Source organism: Kitasatospora cheerisanensis KCTC 2395 (assembly GCF_000696185.1).
In the GTDB taxonomy this organism is placed as follows: domain Bacteria; phylum Actinomycetota; class Actinomycetes; order Streptomycetales; family Streptomycetaceae; genus Kitasatospora; species Kitasatospora cheerisanensis.
Map to the genome: position 1 here is coordinate 2,183,166 of NZ_KK853997.1, position 21,909 is coordinate 2,205,074.

At 73.5% G+C, this 21,909-nt stretch carries 29 protein-coding genes; 4 read left to right on the plus strand and 25 right to left on the minus strand.

Translation table 11 applies throughout. The features are described 5' to 3' along the window. Positions 1–303: 303 nt before the first annotated feature. From KCH_RS09795 to hisI, 14 genes are all read right to left on the minus strand, one after another. On the minus strand, positions 304–1,044 hold the full coding sequence (locus KCH_RS09795) for a VIT1/CCC1 transporter family protein (RefSeq protein ID WP_035861496.1): 741 nt from the start codon (positions 1,042–1,044) through the stop codon (positions 304–306). Further along, positions 1,041–2,216 carry a prolipoprotein diacylglyceryl transferase gene (gene lgt, locus KCH_RS09800; protein WP_425268751.1) on the minus strand — a complete coding sequence of 392 codons (1,176 nt, stop codon included), beginning with the start codon at positions 2,214–2,216 and terminating at the stop codon, positions 1,041–1,043. Before lgt ends, KCH_RS09795 begins: the two co-directional genes overlap by 4 nt. Before the next feature lie 79 nt (positions 2,217–2,295). After that, positions 2,296–3,168, minus strand: a complete 873-nt coding sequence (locus tag KCH_RS09805; protein WP_341865368.1) for a DsbA family protein — start codon at positions 3,166–3,168, stop codon at positions 2,296–2,298. 54 nt (positions 3,169–3,222) lie between these two features. Next, positions 3,223–3,735, minus strand: a complete 513-nt coding sequence (locus tag KCH_RS09810) for a MauE/DoxX family redox-associated membrane protein (RefSeq protein WP_084223421.1) — start codon at positions 3,733–3,735, stop codon at positions 3,223–3,225. A 129-nt stretch (positions 3,736–3,864) separates the two neighbouring features. After that, positions 3,865–4,035: a hypothetical protein gene (locus tag KCH_RS41160; protein WP_157031975.1), complete on the minus strand. Its 171-nt coding sequence runs from the start codon at positions 4,033–4,035 to the stop codon at positions 3,865–3,867. A 164-nt stretch (positions 4,036–4,199) separates the two neighbouring features. After that, complete coding sequence (trpA, locus tag KCH_RS09815) at positions 4,200–5,009, minus strand: tryptophan synthase subunit alpha (protein ID WP_035861502.1); 810 nt, start codon at positions 5,007–5,009, stop codon at positions 4,200–4,202. Between the two features lie 2 nt (positions 5,010–5,011). Next, a complete protein-coding gene (trpB, locus tag KCH_RS09820; RefSeq protein ID WP_035861506.1) occupies positions 5,012–6,244 on the minus strand; it encodes a tryptophan synthase subunit beta in 1,233 nt (410 codons plus the stop codon). 56 nt (positions 6,245–6,300) lie between these two features. After that, positions 6,301–6,450: a tryptophan biosynthesis modulator TrpM gene (gene trpM, locus KCH_RS47140; protein ID WP_198544994.1), complete on the minus strand. Its 150-nt coding sequence runs from the start codon at positions 6,448–6,450 to the stop codon at positions 6,301–6,303. A gap of 9 nt (positions 6,451–6,459) precedes the next feature. After that, entirely contained in the window at positions 6,460–7,272 is an 813-nt protein-coding gene (gene trpC, locus KCH_RS09825) for an indole-3-glycerol phosphate synthase TrpC (RefSeq protein WP_035861509.1), read from the minus strand. Positions 7,273–7,412: 140 nt separating this feature from the next. Next, on the minus strand, positions 7,413–7,853 hold the full coding sequence (locus KCH_RS09830; RefSeq protein WP_035871388.1) for a DUF2752 domain-containing protein: 441 nt from the start codon (positions 7,851–7,853) through the stop codon (positions 7,413–7,415). A 100-nt stretch (positions 7,854–7,953) separates the two neighbouring features. After that, positions 7,954–8,202, minus strand: a complete 249-nt coding sequence (locus tag KCH_RS09835) for an HGxxPAAW family protein (RefSeq protein WP_035861513.1) — start codon at positions 8,200–8,202, stop codon at positions 7,954–7,956. Between the two features lie 133 nt (positions 8,203–8,335). Next, on the minus strand, positions 8,336–8,932 hold the full coding sequence (locus KCH_RS09840; protein ID WP_035861517.1) for a TIGR02234 family membrane protein: 597 nt from the start codon (positions 8,930–8,932) through the stop codon (positions 8,336–8,338). A 56-nt stretch (positions 8,933–8,988) separates the two neighbouring features. After that, positions 8,989–10,494, minus strand: a complete 1,506-nt coding sequence (locus tag KCH_RS09845; RefSeq protein ID WP_035861519.1) for an anthranilate synthase component I — start codon at positions 10,492–10,494, stop codon at positions 8,989–8,991. A 42-nt stretch (positions 10,495–10,536) separates the two neighbouring features. Continuing rightward, positions 10,537–10,911 (minus strand): phosphoribosyl-AMP cyclohydrolase, encoded by a 375-nt coding sequence (gene hisI, locus KCH_RS09850; RefSeq protein ID WP_035861522.1) that lies wholly within the window; start codon positions 10,909–10,911, stop codon positions 10,537–10,539. Between the two features lie 147 nt (positions 10,912–11,058). Here hisI and KCH_RS09855 point away from each other — a divergent pair, with 147 nt between their 5' ends. Further along, positions 11,059–11,757 (plus strand): hypothetical protein, encoded by a 699-nt coding sequence (locus KCH_RS09855; protein ID WP_157031976.1) that lies wholly within the window; start codon positions 11,059–11,061, stop codon positions 11,755–11,757. Positions 11,758–11,793: 36 nt separating this feature from the next. Here the strand turns inward: KCH_RS09855 and KCH_RS09860 are convergent, their stop codons facing one another. The 3 genes from KCH_RS09860 to KCH_RS09870 are packed head-to-tail and all read right to left on the minus strand — an operon-like array spanning position 11,794 to position 13,714. Further along, positions 11,794–12,876, minus strand: a complete 1,083-nt coding sequence (locus KCH_RS09860; RefSeq protein ID WP_035861528.1) for a WXG100 family type VII secretion target — start codon at positions 12,874–12,876, stop codon at positions 11,794–11,796. Further along, positions 12,873–13,421 (minus strand): hypothetical protein, encoded by a 549-nt coding sequence (locus KCH_RS09865; RefSeq protein ID WP_035861531.1) that lies wholly within the window; start codon positions 13,419–13,421, stop codon positions 12,873–12,875. Before KCH_RS09865 ends, KCH_RS09860 begins: the two co-directional genes overlap by 4 nt. Beyond that, the gene (locus tag KCH_RS09870) at positions 13,421–13,714 is read right to left on the minus strand and encodes a hypothetical protein (protein ID WP_035861533.1); all 294 of its coding nucleotides are present in this window, start codon (positions 13,712–13,714) and stop codon (positions 13,421–13,423) included. The genes KCH_RS09865 and KCH_RS09870 overlap by 1 nt, the downstream gene beginning before the upstream one ends. 165 nt (positions 13,715–13,879) lie before the next feature. On the opposite strand from KCH_RS09870, the gene KCH_RS09875 reads away from it, so the two are divergent. From KCH_RS09875 to KCH_RS09885, 3 genes are all read left to right on the plus strand, one after another. Then, positions 13,880–14,350 (plus strand): septum formation family protein, encoded by a 471-nt coding sequence (locus KCH_RS09875; protein ID WP_035861535.1) that lies wholly within the window; start codon positions 13,880–13,882, stop codon positions 14,348–14,350. Positions 14,351–14,371: 21 nt separating this feature from the next. Then, positions 14,372–15,010, plus strand: a complete 639-nt coding sequence (locus KCH_RS09880; RefSeq protein ID WP_035861538.1) for a TIGR03085 family metal-binding protein — start codon at positions 14,372–14,374, stop codon at positions 15,008–15,010. 77 nt (positions 15,011–15,087) lie between these two features. Next, positions 15,088–15,867: a VOC family protein gene (locus tag KCH_RS09885; RefSeq protein WP_035861541.1), complete on the plus strand. Its 780-nt coding sequence runs from the start codon at positions 15,088–15,090 to the stop codon at positions 15,865–15,867. Positions 15,868–15,892: 25 nt separating this feature from the next. On the opposite strand, the gene hisF is transcribed toward KCH_RS09885, so the two are convergent. The 8 genes from hisF to hisD are packed head-to-tail and all read right to left on the minus strand — an operon-like array spanning position 15,893 to position 21,678. Next, positions 15,893–16,663, minus strand: coding sequence for an imidazole glycerol phosphate synthase subunit HisF (hisF, locus tag KCH_RS09890; protein ID WP_035861543.1), 771 nt, complete (start codon positions 16,661–16,663; stop codon positions 15,893–15,895). Next, entirely contained in the window at positions 16,660–17,097 is a 438-nt protein-coding gene (locus KCH_RS09895; protein WP_035861546.1) for a RidA family protein, read from the minus strand. Before KCH_RS09895 ends, hisF begins: the two co-directional genes overlap by 4 nt. After that, positions 17,094–17,822, minus strand: coding sequence for a bifunctional 1-(5-phosphoribosyl)-5-((5-phosphoribosylamino)methylideneamino)imidazole-4-carboxamide isomerase/phosphoribosylanthranilate isomerase PriA (gene priA / locus KCH_RS09900; RefSeq protein WP_035861549.1), 729 nt, complete (start codon positions 17,820–17,822; stop codon positions 17,094–17,096). The genes KCH_RS09895 and priA overlap by 4 nt, the downstream gene beginning before the upstream one ends. A 32-nt stretch (positions 17,823–17,854) precedes the next feature. Beyond that, positions 17,855–18,490 (minus strand): imidazole glycerol phosphate synthase subunit HisH, encoded by a 636-nt coding sequence (gene hisH, locus KCH_RS09905; protein ID WP_035861553.1) that lies wholly within the window; start codon positions 18,488–18,490, stop codon positions 17,855–17,857. Between the two features lie 12 nt (positions 18,491–18,502). Beyond that, positions 18,503–18,646 (minus strand): hypothetical protein, encoded by a 144-nt coding sequence (locus KCH_RS42425; protein WP_035861557.1) that lies wholly within the window; start codon positions 18,644–18,646, stop codon positions 18,503–18,505. Beyond that, positions 18,646–19,239 (minus strand): imidazoleglycerol-phosphate dehydratase HisB, encoded by a 594-nt coding sequence (gene hisB, locus KCH_RS09915; protein ID WP_035861560.1) that lies wholly within the window; start codon positions 19,237–19,239, stop codon positions 18,646–18,648. The genes KCH_RS42425 and hisB overlap by 1 nt, the downstream gene beginning before the upstream one ends. A 7-nt stretch (positions 19,240–19,246) precedes the next feature. Then, a complete protein-coding gene (locus KCH_RS09920; RefSeq protein WP_035861568.1) occupies positions 19,247–20,347 on the minus strand; it encodes a histidinol-phosphate transaminase in 1,101 nt (366 codons plus the stop codon). Then, the gene (gene hisD / locus KCH_RS09925; protein WP_051652930.1) at positions 20,344–21,678 is read right to left on the minus strand and encodes a histidinol dehydrogenase; all 1,335 of its coding nucleotides are present in this window, start codon (positions 21,676–21,678) and stop codon (positions 20,344–20,346) included. The genes KCH_RS09920 and hisD overlap by 4 nt, the downstream gene beginning before the upstream one ends. Between the last annotated feature and the right edge of the window lie 231 nt (positions 21,679–21,909).

Here is a 21,909-nt window from a genome sequence, read left to right on the forward strand (position 1 = left end):
CGGACACAACCGCAGGTCACGGGGCGAATGGAGGGTAGGCGCAGCGTCGCGCGTCCAGTCCAGTGTGCCCGGTGCCCGGGGGGCCGAAACAGGGGCGAAACGCCCTTGGAACGATCCCCGCCGGGGGTCGGCCTGGGATTCCCCGACCCGGAGGCCGACTGCGGTTGGGATTGTGCGGGTCGGCGACCGGATGATGAGACCAGGGCAAGGCGGCGACCCGTGCCCATGTGTGGAACATCACGCGCTGCAACGCATAGTCATGCAGAGTTCTGGGTGTTCGTACAGGCCCGTCCGGGTGGCCGGTCAGCCGATCGCCCCGCCGATCAGCCGGCCCAGCAGGAAGGTGACGGCCGCCGCCGCGCCGCCCAGCGCCAGCTGGCGCACGCCGCTGAACCACCAGCTGCGCGCGGTCACCCGGGCCACCACGGCACCGCAGCCGAACAGGCCGAGCACCGCCAGCAGCGCGGCCGGCCACAGCGCGGTCGCGCCGAGCAGGTAGGGCAGCACCGGCAGCAGCGCGCCGAGCGCGAAGCAGCCGAACGAGGAGACCGCGGCGACCAGCGGCGAGGGCAGGTCGTCCGGGTCGACGCCGAGCTCCTCGCGGGCGTGCACCGCCAGCGCGGTGTTCGGGTCGGCGGACAGCTGCCGGGCCACCTCGTGGGCCAGCTCCGGTTCCACGCCGCGCTCCACGTACAGCTGGGCCAGTTCGGCCAGTTCGCCGCGCGGGTTGCGCTTGAGCTCGATCCGCTCGGCCTCCAGCTCGGCCTCCACCAGCTCGCGCTGGGAGGCCACCGAGGTGTACTCGCCGGCCGCCATCGAGAACGCGCCGGCCGCCAGCCCGGCCAGGCCGGTCAGCACCACGGTGCTCGGCGTGGCCGCGCCGCCGACCACGCCGGTCATCAGCGCGAAGTTGGACACCAGGCCGTCCATCGCCCCGAAGACGGCGGGGCGCAGCCAGCCGCCGTTGACGTCCCGGTGGTGGCCGTCGGCGGGTATCCGGGGCTGCGGGCTGTCGGTCTGCGGGTCGGCGGTGACGGTGCTCATGCTGGCGGCTCCCCTTCCGGGCACGGCGGACGACCCCCTGCGCCGGATCCCGGGCGGGCTGCTCGTGCCTCTCGAACGTAGCCGTTTGACCTGCGACTTTCCAGCAAAGTAAGCCTGCCCAAAGGCAGTTGGGGCCGCCCCCGCCGGCCGTGGCGGGAGCGGCCCCAACGGGACCGACGGGTGTGCTCAGGAGGACTTCTCGGAGTCCTTGGCGTCCTCGACGGCCGCCGCGTCCTTCGGCGCCTTGGCCGACGCGTCCTTCGGCGCACCGCCCGCAGGGGCGTCCTTCGGGGCGTCGCCGGCGGGGCCTCCGCCGCCGCGGCCGCCTCGGCGCGCTCGCGGGTGGCCTGCGGGTCGATCTCGTCCGGGTCCTCGCGGCCGGGGCGCAGCCGGGCCGAGAGCACCAGGTAGACCACGGCGCCGATGAAGACGGCGATCGCCACCCAGTCGTTCAGCCGCAGGCCGAAGAAGCGGTGCGCCTCGTCGATGCGCAGCCACTCGGTCCAGAACCGGCCGACCGTGTAGGCGGCGACGTAGAGCGCGAAGGCGCGGCCGTGGCCGAGGGTGAAGCGCTTGTCGGCCCAGATCACCAGGAGTGCGACCAGCACGCACCAGATCGACTCGTACAGGAAGGTCGGGTGGTAGATCCCGCTGACGACCTCGCCGTTCGGCAGGGTCTTGTCGATCTTCAGGCCCCAGGGCAGGGTGGTCGGCCGGCCGTACAGCTCCTGGTTGAACCAGTTGCCCCAGCGGCCGCAGGCCTGGGCGAGGGCGATGCCGGGGGCGAGCGCGTCGGCCCAGGCGGGCAGCGGGACGCCGCGGCGGCGGGCGCCGATCCAGGCGCCGACCGCGCCGAACGCGATGGCGCCCCAGATGCCGAGGCCGCCCTCCCAGATCTTCAGCGCGTCGAGCGGGTGCTTGCCCTCGCCGAAGTACAGCTGGTTGTCGGTGATGACGTGGTAGAGCCGGCCGCCGACCAGGCCGAACGGCACCGCCCAGACCGCGATGTCGCCGACGGTGTGGCGGCCGCCGCCGCGGGCGACCCAGCGCCGGCTGCCGAGCCACACGGCCACGACGACACCGATGATGATGCAGAACGCGTAGGCGCGCAGCGGGATGGGTCCCAGGTGGAGGACGCCCCGCGACGGGCTCGGAATGTATGCGAGATCCATGGCACCCTCGACGCTACCGTGTCCCGCCCGTCGCACCGGCACCGGAGCGGGTCACGGAAGCGTCACTCCTCCCGGCGGGTCAGGGCGAGGGCGGGTTGTTGGTCTCGGCCGCGGTCGAGGTCGGCGCCGGGCTCTGCCCGTGCGAGCCGGGGGTGCCCAGCTGCTTGCCCTGGTTGGCCTCGTCGACCCACTTCACCAGGTTCTCCGGGCTGATCTGCTCGTCGCCCTTCTTCGGGTAGATCGGCGTGCCGTTGAGCAGCACCGTCGGCGTCGACTTGAAGCTCGACTTGTCGAAGTCCTGCTGCACGGCGGAGACCCAGCCGGCGAAGGTGTTGGAGTTGACGCAGGACTGGAACTCGGCGTTGTCCAGGCCCGGCACCTGCTTGCCGAGGTCGATCAGGGCCTGCTTGTTGCCGAAGGTGTCGGCGGTCTCGTCGGGCTGGTTGCGGTACAGCACGTCGTGGAAGTCCCGGAAGTGCCCGGCGTTCTGCGCGCAGCCGAGGGCGTTGGCGCCGTACTTGGAGCCGCTGCCGCCCAGCGAGCGGTCGATGAACGAGACGATGTGGTAGTTGACGAAGACCTTGCCGGCGTCCTCCAGCTGGTCGACGGTCGGCGAGAAGGTGCGCTCGAAGATGCCGCAGGCCGGGCAGCGCGGGTCCTCGTACACGGTGAGGGTGGACGGGGCGTCGGGGGCGCCGACCGGGATGATCAGGTTCTTGTCGCCGATGGTGCCGGCGGGGGCGGCGGTCGGGGTCTCCGGCTTGGAGCGCTGGTTCTGCACCACCACGCCGACCACCACGGCGGCGGCGATCACCGCGAGCACCGCGCCGCCGACCACCAGTTTCTTGTTCCGCCTCGACCGGGCCTCCTGCTCGGCCCGTTCCTCCAGCATCCGCTCACGGGCGCTGCGCTTGCCTTCTCGGTTCTTGTCGCTCATGAGGTGCTCTGCCATGGTCGGGGTCGGTTCTCTCTTCACTACGGGGGTGGGCGGCCCGGCGGGGCCGCGTCAGGCGGCCAGCCAGGCGTCCGCCGAGAGCTTGGTGCGGGGGCGGTAGATCAGCCACGCCGACATCAGCAGGAACCCGGTGTCGCGGAGGATCTCCTGCAGGTAGGTGGTCTGCGACTCGTCGACCGTGCCGCCGCCGCCGAAGCAGCCGCAGTCGATCGAGATGCCGCGGGCCCACGCGGAGGAGATGCCGGCGATGAACACCAGCAGCAGCGCCGCGGAGATCACCGCGACCACCCGGGTGCCCAGGCCGAGCACCAGCAGGACGGCCAGCGCCAGTTCGAGGAACGGCAGCCCCCAGCCGACCGGCTTCACCAGCGACTCCGGCAGGATCTCGTAGGCCCGGACGGCCTGCGCCGCCTCGGCCGGGTCGGAGACCTTCGCCAAGCCCGCCCAGCCCCACACCACGGCCAGGCCCAGTCGCACCGCCAGCCCGAACCACTCGGCCGCCGGACCGTCCACCGCCCGGCGAAACCCGCTCACCCGGCCGTGTTCGGCCTGCTGACTGGCCATCAGTTCCCCCTCGGGCGCGTGCCACCGTTTTCTGCCTGATGAACCGTAGGGGATGCCGGGCGGTTCCTCCACATTGGCGAGTTAAGCCGTTTGAGCGACACTATGCGGTCATACGTCCGATTTCTCGAATCATCGTCCCGGCTCGTTGCAGGCCGTCCCCGACTGCTGGCACACCACCGCCTGCTCGGCGCCCCGCCGGGCCAACTCCCGTTCCACGCCTCCGCTTCCGACCAGCGCCGCGGCCAGCGCCAGGCCGGCCGCCAGTGCCCGCAGCAGCACCGCCCTCTGGACCCGGGCCATCCGTACGTCCTTTCGCCGACGAACCGTCAGGGGGTTCAACGTCCGGGGCCGCGGCGGGAACACCGACCGGCCCGAACAGTTCACCCGATCAGGTGGTACCCGGAAACGCCGGAGGGCCGCCCGGGGAACAGGAGTTCCCCGGGCGGCCCTCCGCCCCGCGGGTGCTACGTGCGGCGCACGCCCGCGGCCAGGTCGGCGGCCAGCTCCCGGACGGCGGCCACGCCGGCGTCCTGGTCGGCGGCGTCCAGCAGGCGCTTGACGAACGCGGAGCCGACGATCACGCCGTCCGCGAAGGCGGCGACCTCGGCGGCCTGGTCGGCGTTGGAGACGCCCAGGCCGACGCAGACCGGCAGCGGGGTGGTGGCCCGGGTGCGGGCCACCAGGTCCTCGGCCAGGTTGCCGACGGCGGCGCGGGTGCCGGTGACGCCCATCACGGCGGCGGCGTAGACGAAGCCGGAGCCGGCCGCGGTGACCTCGGCCAGCCGGGCGTCCTGGGAGGACGGGGCGACCACGAACACGGTGTCCAGCCCGTGCTCCGCGGCGGCCTTGCGCCACTCCGCGGACTCCTCGACCGGCAGGTCCGGCAGGATGCAGCCCGCTCCCCCGGCCGCGGCCAGGTCGGCGGCGAACCGGGCGACGCCGTAGCGGTCGACCGGGTTCCAGTACGTCATCACCAGGACCGGGACGGCCGGGTGGGCGGCCGCGACCTCGGCGACGGTGCGCAGCACGTCCTTGATCTTCACGCCGCCGCGCAGCGCGATGTCGTCGGCGGTCTGGATGACCGCGCCGTCCAGCACCGGGTCGGAGTGCGGCAGGCCGACCTCGACGGCGTCGCAGCCGCCCTCGATCAGCGCGTTGATCGCGGCGATGCCGCCGTCGACGGTCGGGAAGCCGGCCGGCAGGTAGCCGATCAGGGCCGCGCGGCCCTCGTCCTTGGCGGCGGCGAGGGCGGTGGTGAGCTTGGTGTCGGCCATGGTCAGTTGGTCCCCTCGGCGTCGTCGTAGAGGCCGAAGTACTCGGCGGCGGTGTGCATGTCCTTGTCGCCGCGGCCGGAGAGCGAGACCAGGACGGTCGCCTCCGGGCCCAGCTCGCGGCCGAGTTCGAGCGCGCCGGCCAGCGCGTGCGCGGACTCGATGGCCGGGATGATGCCCTCGGTGCGGGACAGCAGCCGCAGCGCCTCCATCGCGGCGCGGTCGGTGACCGGGCGGTACTCGGCCCGGCCGGTGTCCTTCAGCCAGGCGTGCTCGGGGCCGACGCCGGGGTAGTCCAGGCCGGCCGAGATCGAGTGCGACTCGATGGTCTGGCCGTCCTCGTCCTGCAGCACGTAGGTGCGGGAGCCGTGCAGCACGCCCGGGTCGCCCTTGGTCAGGGTGGCGGCGTGCTTCGGGGTGTCGGCGCCGTCGCCGGCCGCCTCGCAGCCGATCAGGCGCACGCCGGCGTCCGGGATGAACTCGTGGAAGATGCCCATCGCGTTGGAGCCGCCGCCGACGCAGGCGACCACCGCGTCGGGCAGCCGCCCGGTGCGGTCCAGCACCTGCTGCCGGGCCTCGATGCCGATGACGCGGTGGAAGTCGCGCACCATCATCGGGAACGGGTGCGGGCCGGCCACGGTGCCGAACAGGTAGTGGGTGGAGTCGACGTTGGCGACCCAGTCGCGGAACGCCTCGTTGATGGCGTCCTTCAGGGTGCGGCTGCCGGACTTCACCGGGATCACCTCGGCGCCCAGCATGCGCATCCGGGCGACGTTCAGGGCCTGCCGCTGGGTGTCGACCTCGCCCATGTAGATGGTGCAGTCGAAGCCGAACAGGGCGCAGGCGGTGGCGGTGGCCACGCCGTGCTGGCCGGCGCCGGTCTCGGCGATGATCCGGGTCTTGCCCATCCGGCGGGTCAGCAGGGCCTGCCCCAGCACGTTGTTGATCTTGTGCGAGCCGGTGTGGTTCAGGTCCTCGCGCTTGAGCAGGACCCGCGCCCCGCCGGCCTCGGCGGAGAACCGGTGGACGTCGGTCAGCGGGCTGGGCCGGCCGGTGTAGTCCTTCAGCAAGGTGTCGAGTTCGGCGGCGAAGGCCGGGTCGGCCTTGGCCTTCTCGTACTCCTCGGCGACCTGCTCGACGGCGGCGACCAGCGCCTCCGGGATGAAGCGGCCGCCGTAGGCGCCGAAGTAGCCGCGATTGTCCGGGACCTGGGTACCCGGAAGGTGGAGCTCGGACATGACTCGTCCTCGAAGTGGGAGTTGACGGCGTGAAAGGTGGAACGGGCGGCGGGTGCTCAGCCGCGGGTTCCGCGCCATCGGCGTCCGGGGACCTGTCCGGGCTCGCAGCCGATCACGTACCGCACCCGCCGCCCCAGCGCCCGGCGTGCGGGCGCGCGGCAGCCGCGCGGGCGGCAGCCGGGGGCGAGGCGGGTGGCGATCGACATGGCGGCGGGTCAGCCCCGTCCGTTGTTGCGCAGCGCCGGGTGGGCGCCGGCGGCGACCAGGTCGGCGACCGCGGTGCGCGGGTCGCGGCCGGTCACCAGGGACTCGCCGACCAGCACCGCGTCGGCGCCCTGGTTGGCGTAGGTGATCAGGTCGTGCGGGCCGCGGACCCCGGACTCGGCGACCTTGACGATGTGCGCCGGGATGGCGTCCACCACGTTGCCGAAGGTGTTCCGGTCGACCTCGAGGGTCTTCAGGTTGCGGGCGTTGACGCCGATGATCTTCGCGCCGGCGTCCACCGCACGGGCGATCTCCTCCTCGTCGTGCACCTCGACCAGCGGGGTCAGCCCGATCGACTCGGCCCGCTCGATGAGCGAGACCAGGGCCGGCTGCTCCAGCGCGGCGACGATCAGCAGCGCCAGGTCCGCGCCGTGCGCGCGGGCCTCCCACAGCTGGTAGGCGGTGACGATGAAGTCCTTGCGGAGGATCGGGGTGGCGACCGCGGCGCGCACCGCGTCGAGGTCGGCCAGCGAGCCGCCGAAGCGGCGCTGCTCGGTGAGCACGCTGATCGCGGCGGCCCCGCCCGCCGCGTAGTCGACCGCCAGCGCGGCCGGGTCGGCGATCGCCGCGAGCGCGCCCTTGGACGGGCTGGAGCGCTTGACCTCGCAGATCACCCGGACGCCGTCGCCGCGCAGGGCGGCCACGCCGTCCTTCGCCTCGGGCGCCTTCGCCGCGAGCTCCTTGAGCTCGTCCAGGGAGGTCCGGGCCTGTCGCTCGGCAAGGTCCTGCCGGACCCCGTCGATGATCTCGTCGAGCACAGTCACGCGTGCGCCCCCATCGTGTTTCGCTGGTGAGGCCGGGGTCGCAGGTGCACAGCCCCGGCCATTCGATGGTATCGGGCCCGGGGGGCGCACTCCGCATCCGACCGGCGCGCGTCTCGATCGGCGGACCGCCGGGGGCCCGTTCACACCGCCGGCGGGGCCAGCCCGAACCCGCCCGGGAGGTTGCGCAGCACCGAGAACAGCGCCAGCGCCAGCAGCAGGACGACGGTCTGCCGGGCGGTCAGCCGGACCCCGGCGGGGCGGCCGCGCACCGCCCGGACCGTCCAGCGCACCCACAGCGCGAGCGCGGTCAGCACCAGCAGCGTGACCATCAGGTTGTCGTGCGCCGCGGTCAGCAGGTCGCCCCTGCTCAGCGCGTGCACGGAGCGCAGGCCGCCGCAGCCCGGGCAGAACCAGCCGGTCGCCTCCAGCACCGGGCAGACCGGGTAGTGGCCTGGCGTGTTCGGGTCGACGGCCGCGACGAAGGCGGTGGGCATCGCCACCGCGAGCAGCGCCGCCAGCGGGCGGACCAGGCGCCGCGGCACGGAGCCGGCGACGGGTTCGGGGGCGGCGGGAGCGTTCACGGGCACGATTCTGCCCCGGTCGCTCCGGGAAATGCCGCAGGCCCCGGAAACGCCGAACGGCGGGCGCGCCGCCCGCCGTCCGTACCGGTCGTCGCCCGGGTCAGGCCGCGGTGACCGCGGCCCGCTCCTCGGAGTGCGCCGGGGCGAAGTTCTTGCTGGGCTGCTTGCCCATGCCTGCCATCGACATCGCCTTGCCGACGACGCCGCCGATCAGGACGACGGCGAGGCCCGCGATGGTCAGCACGACGTTCGGCATGATCATGGCCACGCCGGCCACGCAGAAACCGACGAACGAAATGACCACGCCGGTCCACGCGGCGGGAGTGTGGCCGTGCGCTGCTGAAGCCATCTTGATGGTGCTCCTTGTATCTCCGGGGCCCCGGTCGGGCGGTCCTGGGCGACCCTCGACGGGTTGTCGCTGTCCATTGTGCCGGGCCGAACACGGCGTTCCCAAGCGGGGGCGTCCGTGGTCCCGCGCACACTCAGCCGGTGGGGTCCTCGCCGCGGTCCAGCGCCTTCCAGAGGTCGGCGGGGCTGTGGCCGGCCGAGCCGGCCCGGCGGCGGGCGGTCGGGGCGTCGTAGCGGGAGCCCATGGCGGGCCAGTTCCGGCCGAAGCGGACGGTCAGCGCGCCCGCCGCGAGCAGCAGCAGTCCGCCCGCCAGCGCCACCCACGGCCAGCCGGTCCGGGTGATCTCCTCGGCGTGGCCGCTGGCCAGCCCGAGCTGCCCGGCGGCGACGGCGTTCAGGGTGGCGGTGTCGGCGCGGCCCAGCAGTGCCCCGGCCACCGTGCCGACGCCCGCCAGCACGGTCAGCAGGCCGACCAGCAGCCGGGCCCGGCCGCGCACCGCGAACACCGCGACGGCGGCGGCCAGCGAGGCCAGCGCCATGCCGGTCGGCAGGCCGGTCAGCCGGCCGCCGGTGGCGTGCACGGCGATCCGGCCGCCGGCGGTGCCGGGCGCCACCCCCTCCGCCCAGGTGCGGCCGACGGCGGTCAGCACCAGCACGGCGCCGAGCGCGGTCAGCAGCAGCATCAGCGCGAGGGTGCCGCGGGACGTGGGGGCAGCGGGGGTCTCACTCACCCGTCCAGTGTCCCCGACCGTACGGAGCCGGCCGCCACCGCCCCTGGGAAGGCCGGTCAGCGCAGCGTGTTGGCGGCGGCGACGGCCCGCAGCACCGCGGTCGCCTTGTTGCGGCACTCGGTGTCCTCGGCGTGCGGGTCGGAGTCGGCGACCACGCCCGCGCCGGCCTGGACGTACGCCTTGCCGTCGCGGACCACCGCGGTGCGGATGGCGATCGCGGTGTCCGAGTCGCCGGCGAAGTCCAGGTAGCCGACGCAGCCGCCGTACAGGCCGCGGCGGGTGGGCTCCAGCTCCTCGATGATCTGCATGGCGCGGGGCTTGGGCGCGCCGGACAGCGTGCCGGCCGGGAAGCAGGCGGTGAGCACGTCGAGCGCGCTGCGGCCCTCGGCGACCTTGCCGGTGACGGTGGAGACGATGTGCATGACGTGGCTGTAGCGCTCGATCGTCATGAACTCCACCACCTCGACGGAGCCGGGCGAGCAGACCCGGCCCAGGTCGTTGCGGCCCAGGTCGACCAGCATCAGGTGCTCGGCCCGCTCCTTGGGGTCGGCGAGCAGTTCGGCGGCCAGCTCGGCGTCCTCGGTGGGCGTCGCGCCGCGGTGCCGGGTGCCGGCGATCGGGTGCACCATGGCCTCGCCGCCGGCCACCTTGACCAGCGCCTCCGGGCTGGAGCCGACCACGTCGAAGCCGCCCTCCGCGCCGCCGTCCGGGCCGGGGAAGCGGAACAGGTACATGTACGGGCTGGGGTTGGTGGTGCGCAGCACCCGGTAGACGTCCAGCGCCGAGGCCTCGCAGGGGGCCTCGAAGCGCTGCGAGGGGACGACCTGGAAGGCCTCGCCGGCCCGGATCCGCTCCTTCACCACCTCGACCGCCTTGCGGTACGGCTCGCCGCCGAACGGCGAGTGCGCGTCCACCTCGGTCGGCGTCCAGGTCGCCAGGCCGGGGTCGACCGGACGGCGCAGGTCGGCCTCCATGGCGTCCAGCCGGGCCACCGCGTCGGCGTGCGCCTCGTCCACGCCGGTCGCCAGGTCGTTGTGGTTGACGGCGTTGGCGATCAGCAGCACGGTGCCGTCGGCGTGGTCGAGCACCGCCAGGTCGGTGGCCAGCAGCAGGGTCAGCTCGGGGAGCTTCAGGTCGTCCGGGGTGAGGTTCGGGAGCTTCTCCAGGCGGCGGACGATGTCGTAGCCGAGGTAGCCGACCAGGCCGCCGGTGAGCGGCGGCAGGCCGTCGTCGGGGTGCCGGGGGGTGTGCAGGGCGGCCAGCGTGGCGCGCAGCACCTCCAGCGGGTCGCCGGAGGTGGGGATGCCGACCGGCGGCTCGCCCAGCCAGCGCGCGTCGCCGTCCTGACCGACCGTCAGGACCGCGCCGGAGCGGACTCCGACGAACGAGTACCGGGCCCAGCTGCGGCCCTGCTCGGCGGACTCCAGCAAGAAGGTGCCGGGCCGCTCCCCGGCCAGGCTGCGGTACACGCCGATCGGAGTGAGGCCGTCCGCGAGGAGCCGGCGGGTGACGGGAATGACCCGGGTGTCTGCGGCGAGCGTGCGGAAAGCCTCAAGTTCCATGGGGCACCGATCGATTGTGAGGACGGACTGGTCGGGAGAAGGCTAGCGGGAGAGCGGCAGGACGTCGGCGTCGAAGCAGGTCCGGTCGCCGGTGTGGCAGGCCGCGCCGACCTGGTCGACCTTGACCAGCAGGGTGTCGCCGTCGCAGTCCAGCGCGACGTGCTTGACGTGCTGGACGTGGCCGGAGGTGTCGCCCTTCACCCAGTACTCGTTGCGGCTGCGGCTCCAGTAGGTGCAGCGGCCGGTGGTCAGGGTGCGGTGCAGCGCCTCGTCGTCCATCCAGCCGAGCATCAGCACCTCGCCGGTGTCGAACTGCTGGGCGACGGCGGGCAGCAGGCCGTCCGGGGTGCGCTTGAGGCGGGCGGCGATCGCCGGGTCCAGGGCGGTGCTGCCGGGGGCGGCGGGGTTGGTCGACATGCCGTCCATTCTCGCAGGCCGCGCGCCCGCCCCCGGCGGCCGCGTTCGGCATCCGGACGGCGGCCTACCGCCCCGGGCCGCCGGACCGGCCGGTAGTTTGACCCCCGACGAAAACCGAAGTGCTTTGCTCGATGGGGGATTTGCCGGGTGTCTCAGTACCAGTCGCAGCCATTGCCGACCACCGCGTTCGGTCACCACCTGCTCCAGCGGACGGCGGGCGAGCACCTGCACCCCGGCGAGCCGATGATCGGCGCCTGGGCGATGAAGCTGGACCGGCTGGCGCCGCTGTGGTGGGACCGGGACACCGTCCGCGCCGCGAGCCGCGCCCCGCTGGCCTGGACGTACAACTTCTTCGCCGCGCTCTGGCGCGGCTTCTGGACGTACTTCCTGCCGCGCTGGTTCGTGGCGCTGTTCGTGCCGGACCTGCACCTGCGCCGCCCGTACGGCCTGTCGCTGACCCGGCGCGCCTACCGGGCGCTGCGCCGGCCGCTGCACGGCGGGTCGCTGAGCGGCGGACCGGGCTCCGCCGCGTGGCGGTTCTGGCGGGCGGTGCGGACCACGCCCGGCGAGAAGCTGCTGGCCGACCACGACCTGTTCACGGTGCTGCTGACGGACCGCCGGCTGCTGGTGCTCAGCCGCTGGACCGGGTCGCAGTACCACGAGCACTACCGGGCCGTCCCGCTGTTCGAACTGCCGCAGGGCAGCTGGTGGCTGCGCCCGGACACCCCGAACGACGTCTGGGCCGCCCGGCAGGACCTGCTGTTCGCGGACGGCTCCTGGATCGCCCTGGACTTCCAGGACGCGAACGAGCGGGAGGCGTTCCGCGCCGCGGTGGCGGGGCGCTGACCGGAGGCCGGCCGGGCCCCGCCGCCGCGGGGCCGGTCAGCCGAACGCGGTGGCGATCTTCGACTCGTCCACCCGGTACGGGGCCGGGTCGTGGGCCAGGCCCACGTCGTGCAGGAACTCCTGCTTCATCGCTTCCTTGTTGGTGTCCCCGGTCAGGCCCTCCTTGGCGACCGCCCAGGCGGACTGCCCGGCGGCCTTGAAGCCGCCCTTCACGGTGCCGTCGCCGCGCTGCAGGTTGTCGTCGCCGTCGATGCCCAGCGCCCGGTCGAAGCCCTGCTGCACCTGGTCGGTGATCTTCCCGTCCGCGAACTTGGCCGCCTTCGCCGCGAAGCTGTCGCCCTCCTCCAGCGCCCGCAGGCCCTCGACGGCGTTCTTCACGTTCTTGACCTCGGTCAGCGCCTTGCGCGCGGTCTGGATGTTGCGCACCGCCTTCACGGCGCTGCCCAGCTCCTTGAGCGCCTTCAGCAGCTCCTCCAGCTTCTGCGCGAGCTCGGTGGACACCTTCGCCACCCGGGCCACGTAGACGGCGATCTCCGCCTCGGTGAGCAGCGCGTCCGCGATCAGGCCGACGCCCGCGGTGACCACCGCGATCACCGCCTCGGCGGCCAGCGACACGATCAGCGCCTCGATCGCCTCGCTGATGATCTGGATCACCATGCCCTCGGCCATCGCGCACTCCTGCGCCGCCGAGTTGATGATCTGCGCGGTCTGCAGCATGCCCTGCGCGGTCTGGTCGAGCGCGTCCGCGACCTCGCCCATGTGGCTGCCGAACGCGTCGCTGGCGCTGCCCACCCACTCCTGGGACAGCGGCACCGCGCCGCTGCGCACCTCGGCCGCGACCGACTGCACGGCGTGTGCCTGCGCCTGCCACTCCTCGGAGGCCGCGTTCAGCTCCGCCAGGTTGCCGGTGACCTTCTCCAGCATGTCGAGCAGGCCGGACTGCTCCAGCGCCCACTCGACCGCCTCGTCGAGCATCCCGCCGAGGCCGTCCCGCTCGGGGTGCTCGGCCGGGTCGAGGGCCTCCATCGCCCGCTCGATCTGGGCGTGCGCCCAGGCGTAGGCGTCGCTGCCGCCGTCCATCGGCATCAGGCCCGGCTGCATCACGCCCGCGCCGATCATGCCGGTGCCGGTGCCGCCCCAGCCGCCGCCCTCGGCGCCGACCTGTCCGGCCGCCGCGCCGCGGCCCGGCCGAGCGCGCCGCCGAGGCCGCCGGTCCCGCCCTCGCCGCCGAGGCCGCCGCCCGGTTCGGTGGACGGCGCGGCGCCGCCGCCCGGCTCCGGGTGCTCCGGGTCGGACGGGCCGAACAGCTGGTCGCCCAGCCATTCGCCGGCGCGTCCGCTGACGCCGTCGACCACGTTCGAGCCGGCGTCCTTCAGTTTGCCGCGGAACCAGCCCTCCCTGGGGTCGGCCGGCGCGTCCCCGCCGTCGGCCGGGTCGTCGCCGCCGGGCGGGCGGTCCGGCTGCTGCTGGGTCGGGTGCGCGGGCTGCGCGGGGTGCGCCGGCCGGTCCGGCTGCTGCACGGGCTGCGCCGGCTGCACCGGGTGCGCGGGCTGCGGCGCCGGGTGGGCGGGCTGCGCGGGGTGGGACGGCTGTGCCGGGTGCGAGCCGGACTGGCCGTGGCCGCTGCTGGTCGAGCCGTGCGAGTGCCCGGAGGAGCGTGCCATCACCGACCACCGCCCATCGTGCGGCTCAGCTGCTCCTCGTGGTCGGTGTAGTTCCGCGAGACGCTCGCCAGTCCCTCGGAGGTGCCGTTGACGGCGTGTCCGAGGTCGCCGAGGTTCTCCCGGCTGGCCCCCGCGTGGTCCTGGTAGGCCGACGCCAGGTGCTGGGCGTTCGGCAGGTGTCCGAAGGCATCGGACGAGATGGTGATCGCGGCGGTGGCCGACGCGATCCTGCTCAGCTGTTCGGACTGCTCGGCGAGCAGTGACGCATACCGGTCGAGTGCACCGGTTTCCACCCGAAACCCGCTGTCCCCCATGGCAGTTGCCCTTCTTCGGCGACCGTTCAATTAGGCCGGTCATCCTACTGATCAACACGCAAAGGCTTCGCAAACAGATGTCCGGGAAGGACTGACGCGGCAACCCACCGGCCGTCAGAATGGCGGAGGAACCAGGGGGTTGGGATGAGCGGACGACAGAAGACGGTCCTGGCGGCACTGTTGGCGGTCCTGCTGGCCGCCCTCGCCGCCGTCCTGCTGTGGCCGGACCCGCCCCGCCGGGCGGCGGCCCCGCCACCCCCGCACAGCGCCTCCCCGTCCCCTTCACCGAGTCCGACCAAGACGGTTCCGTACCCGTACTTCACGCCGGGGACGTGCTTCCAGGTGCCGCGGCTGAGCAACGTCCACGAGCCCACCGCCGTCCCGTGCGACCAGCCGCACGACGCCGAGGCGATCGCCAACGCGGACCTGCCGGACGGCCTGGCCGACCTGCCGGCGATCTTCCGCACCATGACCGAGCTGTGCAAGGCGCCGACCGCGCAGGCGCTCCAGCTGCGCCCCGACGGGCCGCGGCACGGCACCTCGGTCGGCCTGCCGCTGGAGTTCTACCGGCAGGGCCTGCGCGGGATCACCTGCGCGCTGACCTTCAAGGCGTGACCGCTGCGTAGGCTGGGCGGCATGTCGAGCCTTGCGCAGGGCGAGCGCGCCCGTCTGTCCGGATTGCTGTCGACGGCCGGCCCGGAGGGGCCGACCCTGTGTGCGGGGTGGCTGACCAGGGACCTGGCCGCCCACCTGGTGGTGCGGGAGGGCCGGCCGGACGCGGCGGCGGGCATCCGGGTCCGGCCGCTCGCGGGCTGGACGCGGCGGGTGCAGGACCGGACGGCGGCCCGCCCGTACGGGGCGCTGGTGAAGTCCTTCCGCTCGGGGCCGCCGGCCTTCTCACCGTTCAACCTGCCGGGCGTGGACGAGGCGGCGAACCTGGTCGAGTACTTCGTGCACGCGGAGGACGTCCGCCGCGCCGTCCCGTTCGAACCGGAGCCGCTCGCACCCGAGTTGGCGGAGGCGCTGTGGAAGCGGGTGCCGGTGGTGGCCCGGTTCGGCGACGCGAGCTCGCCGGTGTCGCTGCGGCTGGTGCGCCCGGACGGCCGGGAGCTGACGGTCCGTCGCAAGGGCCGCCCGGTGGTGACGGTGACCGGGGAGCCGGGCGAGCTGGTGCTGTTCCTGTACGGGCGCGGGGCGCGGGCCGCGGTGGCGGTGGACGGCGACCCGGCGGCGGTCGCCGAACTGGCCGGGGTGCTGGCGCTGCCGGAGGACTGACGGCGCGTCGGCCCGCGCCGCCCGGCCGGAGGTGCCAGCCTGGCGGTGGCCCGCACCCCCGTCCCCCTGGAGCGCCCATGGTCAGCACCGACTTCCGGATCGGCTCGCCGAACTGGATCGACCTCGGAAGCCCGGACCTCGCCGAGTCCGAGCTGTTCTACGGCTCGGTGTTCGGCTGGACCTTCGAGTCCGCCGGCCCGGACGCGAACGGCTACGGCTTCTTCCGCTCCAAGGGCCGCACGGTGGCGGCGGCCGGCCCGCTGACCGAGGCGGAGGCGCTGCCCGCCTGGACGGTGTACTTCCGCACGGCGGACGCCGACAGCACGGCGGCGGCGGTCGAACGCTCCGGCGGCACGGTCCGCGTCCCGCCGTCCGCGGTGATGGCGGAGGGCCGGTTCGCCCAGTTCACCGACCCGGCGGGCGGCGAGTTCGCGGTCTGGCAGGGCGGCCGGACGCCCGGCCTGGAGGCCGTCGGGGAGACCGACGCGCTGTGCTGGGCGGAGCTGCACACCCCGGACGCGGCGGGCGCGCTCCGCTTCTACCAAGGCCTGTTCGACTGGCGGGCGCGGGACGGCGGCGTGCCGGGCGTGGAGTACACGGTGCTGTCCACCGCCGAGGGCGCGGACCTCGTCGGGTCCTCGTTCGGCGGGGTGGCGGGCGTCCACCCGCGGGTGAACGTCGGCTGGCTGGTGCACTTCGCGGTGGCGGACGCGCTGCTGACCACCGATCAGGTCCGCAAGGCCGGCGGCTCGCTGCTGGTGCCGCCGGAGCGGGTGCCGACGGTGGGGCGGATCGCGGTGCTGGCGGACCCGTTCGGCGCCCAGTTCGCGATCCTGGAGCCGGAGCCCCGCCGGTAGGTGCCGGCGGGGCTCCGGCCGGGGCTCAGCGGACGGGGTGCCCGGTGGCCCGGAGCTCGTCCTTGACCTGGCCGATCGTCAGGTCGCCGAAGTGGAAGACGCTGGCGGCGAGCACCGCGTCCGCGCCGGCGTCGACCGCGGGCGCGAAGTCGGCGAGCTTGCCGGCGCCGCCGGAGGCGATCACCGGCACCGAGACGGCCTTGCGGGCGGCCCGGATCATCTCCAGGTCGTAGCCGTCCTTGGTGCCGTCGGCGTCCATCGAGTTCAGCAGGATCTCGCCGGCGCCGAGCTCGGCGGCCCGCAGCGTCCACTCGATCGCGTCCAGCCCGGTGCCGCGGCGGCCGCCGTGGGTGGTGACCTCGAAACCGGAGGCGGTCTCGGTGCCCTCGGGGCAGCGGCGGGCGTCGACCGACAGCACCAGCACCTGGCGGCCGAAGCGCTGCGCGATCTCCCGGATCAGCTCGGGGCGGGCGATCGCCGCGGTGTTGACGCCGACCTTGTCGGCGCCGGCCCGCAGCAGCTTGTCGACGTCCTCGACGGTGCGCACGCCGCCGCCGACGGTCAGCGGGATGAACACCTGCTCGGCGGTGCGGCGCACCACGTCGTAGGTGGTCTCCCGGGAGCCGGACGAGGCGGTGATGTCGAGGAAGGTCAACTCGTCGGCGCCCTGGGCGTCGTAGAGCTTGGCGAGATCGACCGGGTCGCCGGCGTCGCGCAGGTTCTGGAAGTTGACGCCCTTGACGACGCGGCCGGCGTCCACGTCCAGACAGGGGATGACGCGTACTGCGAGTGTCACGGCTGCTTGCTGCCTTCCAAAGTGCGGGCCGGGCCGGGCCGGTGGGCCTCCAGCTCGACCTCGACCATCATCCGGGAGTCGGTCAGGCCCTGGACCACCACCATGGTGGTGACCGGGCGGACCGAGTCGAAGAGTTCCTTGTGGGCGCGGCCGACCTCGTCGCAGTCCCGGACGTGGGTGAGGTACATCCGGGTGCGGACCACGTCGGCGGCGCCGAGTCCGTAGTGGTCGAGCGCGCCGAGGGCCGTCTTGAAGGCGGCCAGCGTCTGCTCGTACGGGCCGCCCTCGACGGAGGCGGCCGGGTCGTCGAAGGCGGTGCAGCCCGAGACCAGGACGAAGTCCCCGGCTGCCACCGCCCGGGAGAATCCGTAGGCCTCCTCGGAGGGGGAACCTGCGGAGTGGCGGGCGACGGCGGCCGGGGTTTCGTCGGTCATCGGGACACAGCCTCCAGGGCCTCTTCGAGGGTGAACTTCTGCTCGTAGAGGGCCTTGCCGACGATCGATCCCTCGACGCCCTCCGGCACCAGGGTGGCGATCGCGCGCAGGTCGTCCAGCGACGACACGCCGCCGGAGGCCACCACCGGGCGGTCGGTGGCGGCGCAGACGTCGCGCAGCAGCTGCAGGTTGGGGCCGGTCAGGGTGCCGTCGCGGTTGACGTCGGTGACCACGTAGCGGGCGCAGCCCTCGGAGTCCAGGCGGGCCAGGACGTCGAACAGCTGGCCGCCGTCGCGGGTCCAGCCGCGGCCGCGCAGGGTGGTGCCGACCACGTCCAGGCCGACGGCGATCTTGTCACCGTGCTCGGCGATCACCTTGGCGACCCACTCGGGGCTCTCCAGCGCGGCGGTGCCGAGGTTGACCCGGGTGCAGCCAGTGGCGAGCGCGGCGGCCAGCGACTCGTCGTCGCGGATGCCGCCGGACAGCTCGACCTTGATGTCGAGCCGGCCGGTGACCTCGCGGAGCAGGTCGCGGTTGCTTCCGGTGCCGAACGCGGCGTCCAGGTCGACCAGGTGCAGCCACTCGGCGCCGGCGTTCTGCCAGGCCAGGGCGGCGGCGAGCGGCTCGCCGAAGGAGGTCTCGGTGCCGGAGGCGCCCTTGACCAGGCGGACGGCCTGCCCGTCGCGGACGTCGACGGCGGGCAGCAGTTCGAGGCGGTTGGTCATGTTCTGATGGGCTCTCAGTCTTCGGAGGGGCGTCAGAGGGTGTCGACCCAGTTGGTCAGCAGGGCGGCGCCGGCGTCGCCGGACTTCTCGGGGTGGAACTGAGTGGCCCACAGCGGGCCGTTCTCCACCGCGGCGACGAACGGCTGCCCGTGGGTCGCCCAGGTCACCTTGGGGGCGCGGATCTTCTCCGAGTGGGTCTCCAGCACCCAGTGCCGCACGCCGTAGGAGTGCACGAAGTAGAACCGGGTGTCGGCGTCCAGGCCGGCGAACATCCGGGTGCCCTCGGGGGCGTCCACGGTGTTCCAGCCCATGTGCGGGACGACCGGCGCGTCCAGCGGCTCGACCACGCCGGGCCACTCGTCGCAGCCCGCGGACTCGACGCCGTGCTCGACGCCCTTCTCGAACAGGATCTGCATGCCGACGCAGATGCCCAGCACCGGGCGGCCGCCGGCCAGCCGGCGGCCGATCACCTGCTCGCCGCGGACCGCCTTCAGGCCGCGCATGCACGCCTCGAAGGCGCCGACGCCGGGCACCAGCAGGCCGTCCGCGTCCAGCGCCTGCTGGAAGTTCGAGGTGACGGTGACGTCGGCGCCGGTCCGCTCCAGGGCGCGCTGCGCGGAGCGCAGGTTGCCGGAGCCGTAGTCCAGCACCACCACGTTCTTGCTCATGTCGCGGAACTCCTAGAAGCGCAGGATGCCTGCGGCCAGGCACATGGCCGAGGCGAAGGCGAGGACGAGGATCACGCTCTTCGGCTTGTCCTGCTTCCAGAACGACCAGACGCCGGTGGCGAAGAAGATGCCGAGGAAGATCAGTACCGTCGCCATCAGAGGGCGCCCTTGGTGGAGGGCAGGATGCCTTCGGCGCGCGGGTCCCGCTCGGAGGCGTAGCGCAGCGCCCGGGCGAGCGCCTTGAACTGGCACTCCACGATGTGGTGGGCGTTGCGGCCGTACGGCACGTGCACGTGCAGGGCGACCTGCGCCTGCGCCACGAAGGACTCCAGGATGTGCCGGGTCATCGTGGTGTCGTACGAGCCGATCATCGGGGCCATGCCCTCGGGCTCGGAGTGCACCAGGTACGGGCGGCCCGACAGGTCGACCGTGACCTGCGCCAGCGACTCGTCCAGCGGGACGGTGCAGTTGCCGAACCGGTAGATGCCGACCTTGTCGCCGAGCGCCTGCTTGAAGGCGGCGCCGAGGGCCAGGGCGGTGTCCTCGATGGTGTGGTGGGTGTCGATGTGCAGGTCGCCCTCGGTCTTCACCGTGAGGTCGAAGAGGCCGTGGCGGCCCAGCTGGTCGAGCATGTGGTCGTAGAACCCGACGCCCGTGGAGACGTCCGTCCTGCCGGTGCCGTCGAGGTCGATCTCGACCAGGACGGAGGTCTCCTTGGTGGTGCGTTCGACGCGGCCGATACGGGACATTGCGGGTTTACAGCTCCTTGATCACGGTGGAGACGGCGCCCAGGAAGGCGTCGTTCTCGGCGGGGGTGCCGGCGGTGACGCGCAGCCATCCTGGTACGCCGTTGTCGCGGACCAGCACGCCCCGGTCGAGGATCGCCTGCCACACCGCGTGGGTGTCGGCGAAGCGGCCGAACTGGATGAAGTTGGCGTCCGACTCGGTCACGTCGAGACCGAGCCCGCGCAGCGCGGCCACCACGCGGTCGCGCTCGGACTTCAGCTGCGCGACGTAGCCGAGCAGGGTGCCGGTGTGCTCCAGGCAGGCCAGCGCGGTGGCCTGGGTGACGGCCGACAGGTGGTACGGCAGCCGGACCAGCTGCACCGCGTCCACCACCGCCGGGTCGGCGGCCAGGTAGCCGAGCCGCAGCCCGGCCGCGCCGAACGCCTTCGACATGGTGCGGGAGACCACCAGGTTGGGGCGGCCCTCCAGCAACGGCAGCAGCGAGGCGCGGTGCGAGAACTCGACGTACGCCTCGTCCACGATCACCATGCTCGGGCCGGCGGCCTGCGCGGCCTCGTACAGCGCGAGCACGGTGTCCGCGTCCACGGCGGTGCCGGTCGGGTTGTTCGGCGAGCAGACGAACACCACGTTCGGGCGCAGCTCGGCGATCGCCGTGCGGGCCGCGTCCAGGTCGATGGTGAAGTCCTCGTTGCGCGGGCCGGAGACCCAGCCGGTGCCGGTGCCGCGGGCGATCAGCGCGTGCATCGAGTACGAGGGCTCGAAGCCGATCGCGGTGCGGCCGGGCCCGCCGAAGGTCTGCAGCAGCTGCTGCAGCACCTCGTTGGAGCCGTTGGCTGCCCACACCTGCTCCTTGGTCACCCGGTACCCGGTGGTGTCGGTCAGGTACGCGGCCAGGCCGGTGCGCAGCTCGACCGCGTCCCGGTCCGGGTAGCGGTTGAGCTGCCGGGCGGCCTCGGACACCCGCTCGGCGATCCGGGCCACCAGCGGCTCCGGCAGCGGGTACGGGTTCTCGTTGGTGTTCAGCTGGACGGGCACGTCCAACTGCGGGGCGCCGTACGGGGACTGGCCGCGCAGCTCGTCCCGGACGGGGAGGTCGTCGATCTTCGTCACGAGTTCGACCCCGTCCAGTCGCTGTGCCAGTTCTGTTCGTCTCCGACGAAACGCGCCTTGACCGCGTCGCCGTGGCCGGGCAGGTCCTCGGCCTCGGAGAGGTTGACCACGTGCGCGGCGATGTCCGCCAGCGCCTGCCGGTCGTACTCGACGACCTGGACGCCGCGCAGGAAGGTCTGCACGGACAGGCCCGAGGAGTGGCAGGCGCAGCCGCCGGTCGGCAGCACGTGGTTGGAGCCGGCCGCGTAGTCGCCCAGCGAGACCGGGGTGAAGCGGCCGAGGAAGATCGCGCCGGCGTTGCGCACCCGCTCGGAGACGGCGTGCGGGTCGGCGGTCTGGATCTCCAGGTGCTCGGCGGCGTACGCGTTGACCACGGCCAGGCCCTGGTCCAGGCCGTCGACCAGGATGATCCCGGACTGCGGGCCGCCCAGCGCCTCGGCCACCCGCTCGGAGTGCCGGGTGCGGGCGACCTGGGTCTTCAGCTCCGCCTCCACCGCGTCGGCCAGCTCCACCGAGGGGGTGACCAGCACCGAGCCGGAGGTCGGGCCGTGCTCGGCCTGGCTGATCAGGTCGGCGGCGACCTCGGCGGCGACCGCCGTGTCGTCCGCGAGCACCATGATCTCGGTCGGGCCGGCCTCCGAGTCGATGCCGATCCGGCCGGCGAACAGCCGCTTCGCGGCCGCCACGTAGATGTTGCCCGGGCCGGTGACCAGGTTGACGGGCGCGCACTCCTCGGTGCCGAGCGCGAACATCGCCACCGCCTGGGCGCCGCCCACCGCGTACACCTCGTCGACGCCGAGCAGCGCGCAGGCCGCCAGGATCGCCGGGTGCACCCGGCCGCCGAACGCCTTCTGCGGCGGCGAGGACACCGCGATGCCGCGCACCCCGGCCTCCTGCGCCGGCACCACGTTCATCACAACGGAGGACGGGTAGACCGCCAGACCGCCCGGCACGTACAGGCCGACCCGGTCCACCGGCACCCAGCGCTGGGTCACCGTGCCGCCGGGCACCACCTGCGTGGTGTGCCCGGTGCGCCGCTGGTCGCCGTGGACGGCGCGGGCCCGGCGGATCGACTCCTCCAGCGCGGCGCGCACCTTCGGCTCCAGTTGCTCCAGCGCCTCGGCGATCTGCTCGGCCGGGACCCGGGTGGACGTCAGCCGCACCCCGTCGAAGCGCTCGGTGATGTCGATCAACGCCGCCACGCCGCGATGGCGTACGTCCTCCGCGATCGGCCGCACCTTCTCAAGGGCGGCCGCCACGTCGAACTCGGCACGGGGCAGCACGTCGCGGGGGTCCTGGTCGGAGCCGCGGAGGTCGATTCGAGAGATCACAGGCCCAAGTGTAAGGAGTGACGAAAAACGACATCCGGGCATTTCAGTCCGTGATACGAAGGGTGAGACGACGACAAGATCATCGGGGGACGCGGTGGAGCAGGCACCGGACGACTGGACCGACACCGAACGCGGCCTGTGGGAGGCCTTCCGCCACGGCGACGTGTACGACCTGCGGACCGGGCCGGCCGAGCGGCGCACCGACCTGGTCCTGCCCGCCCCCGCCGGCGC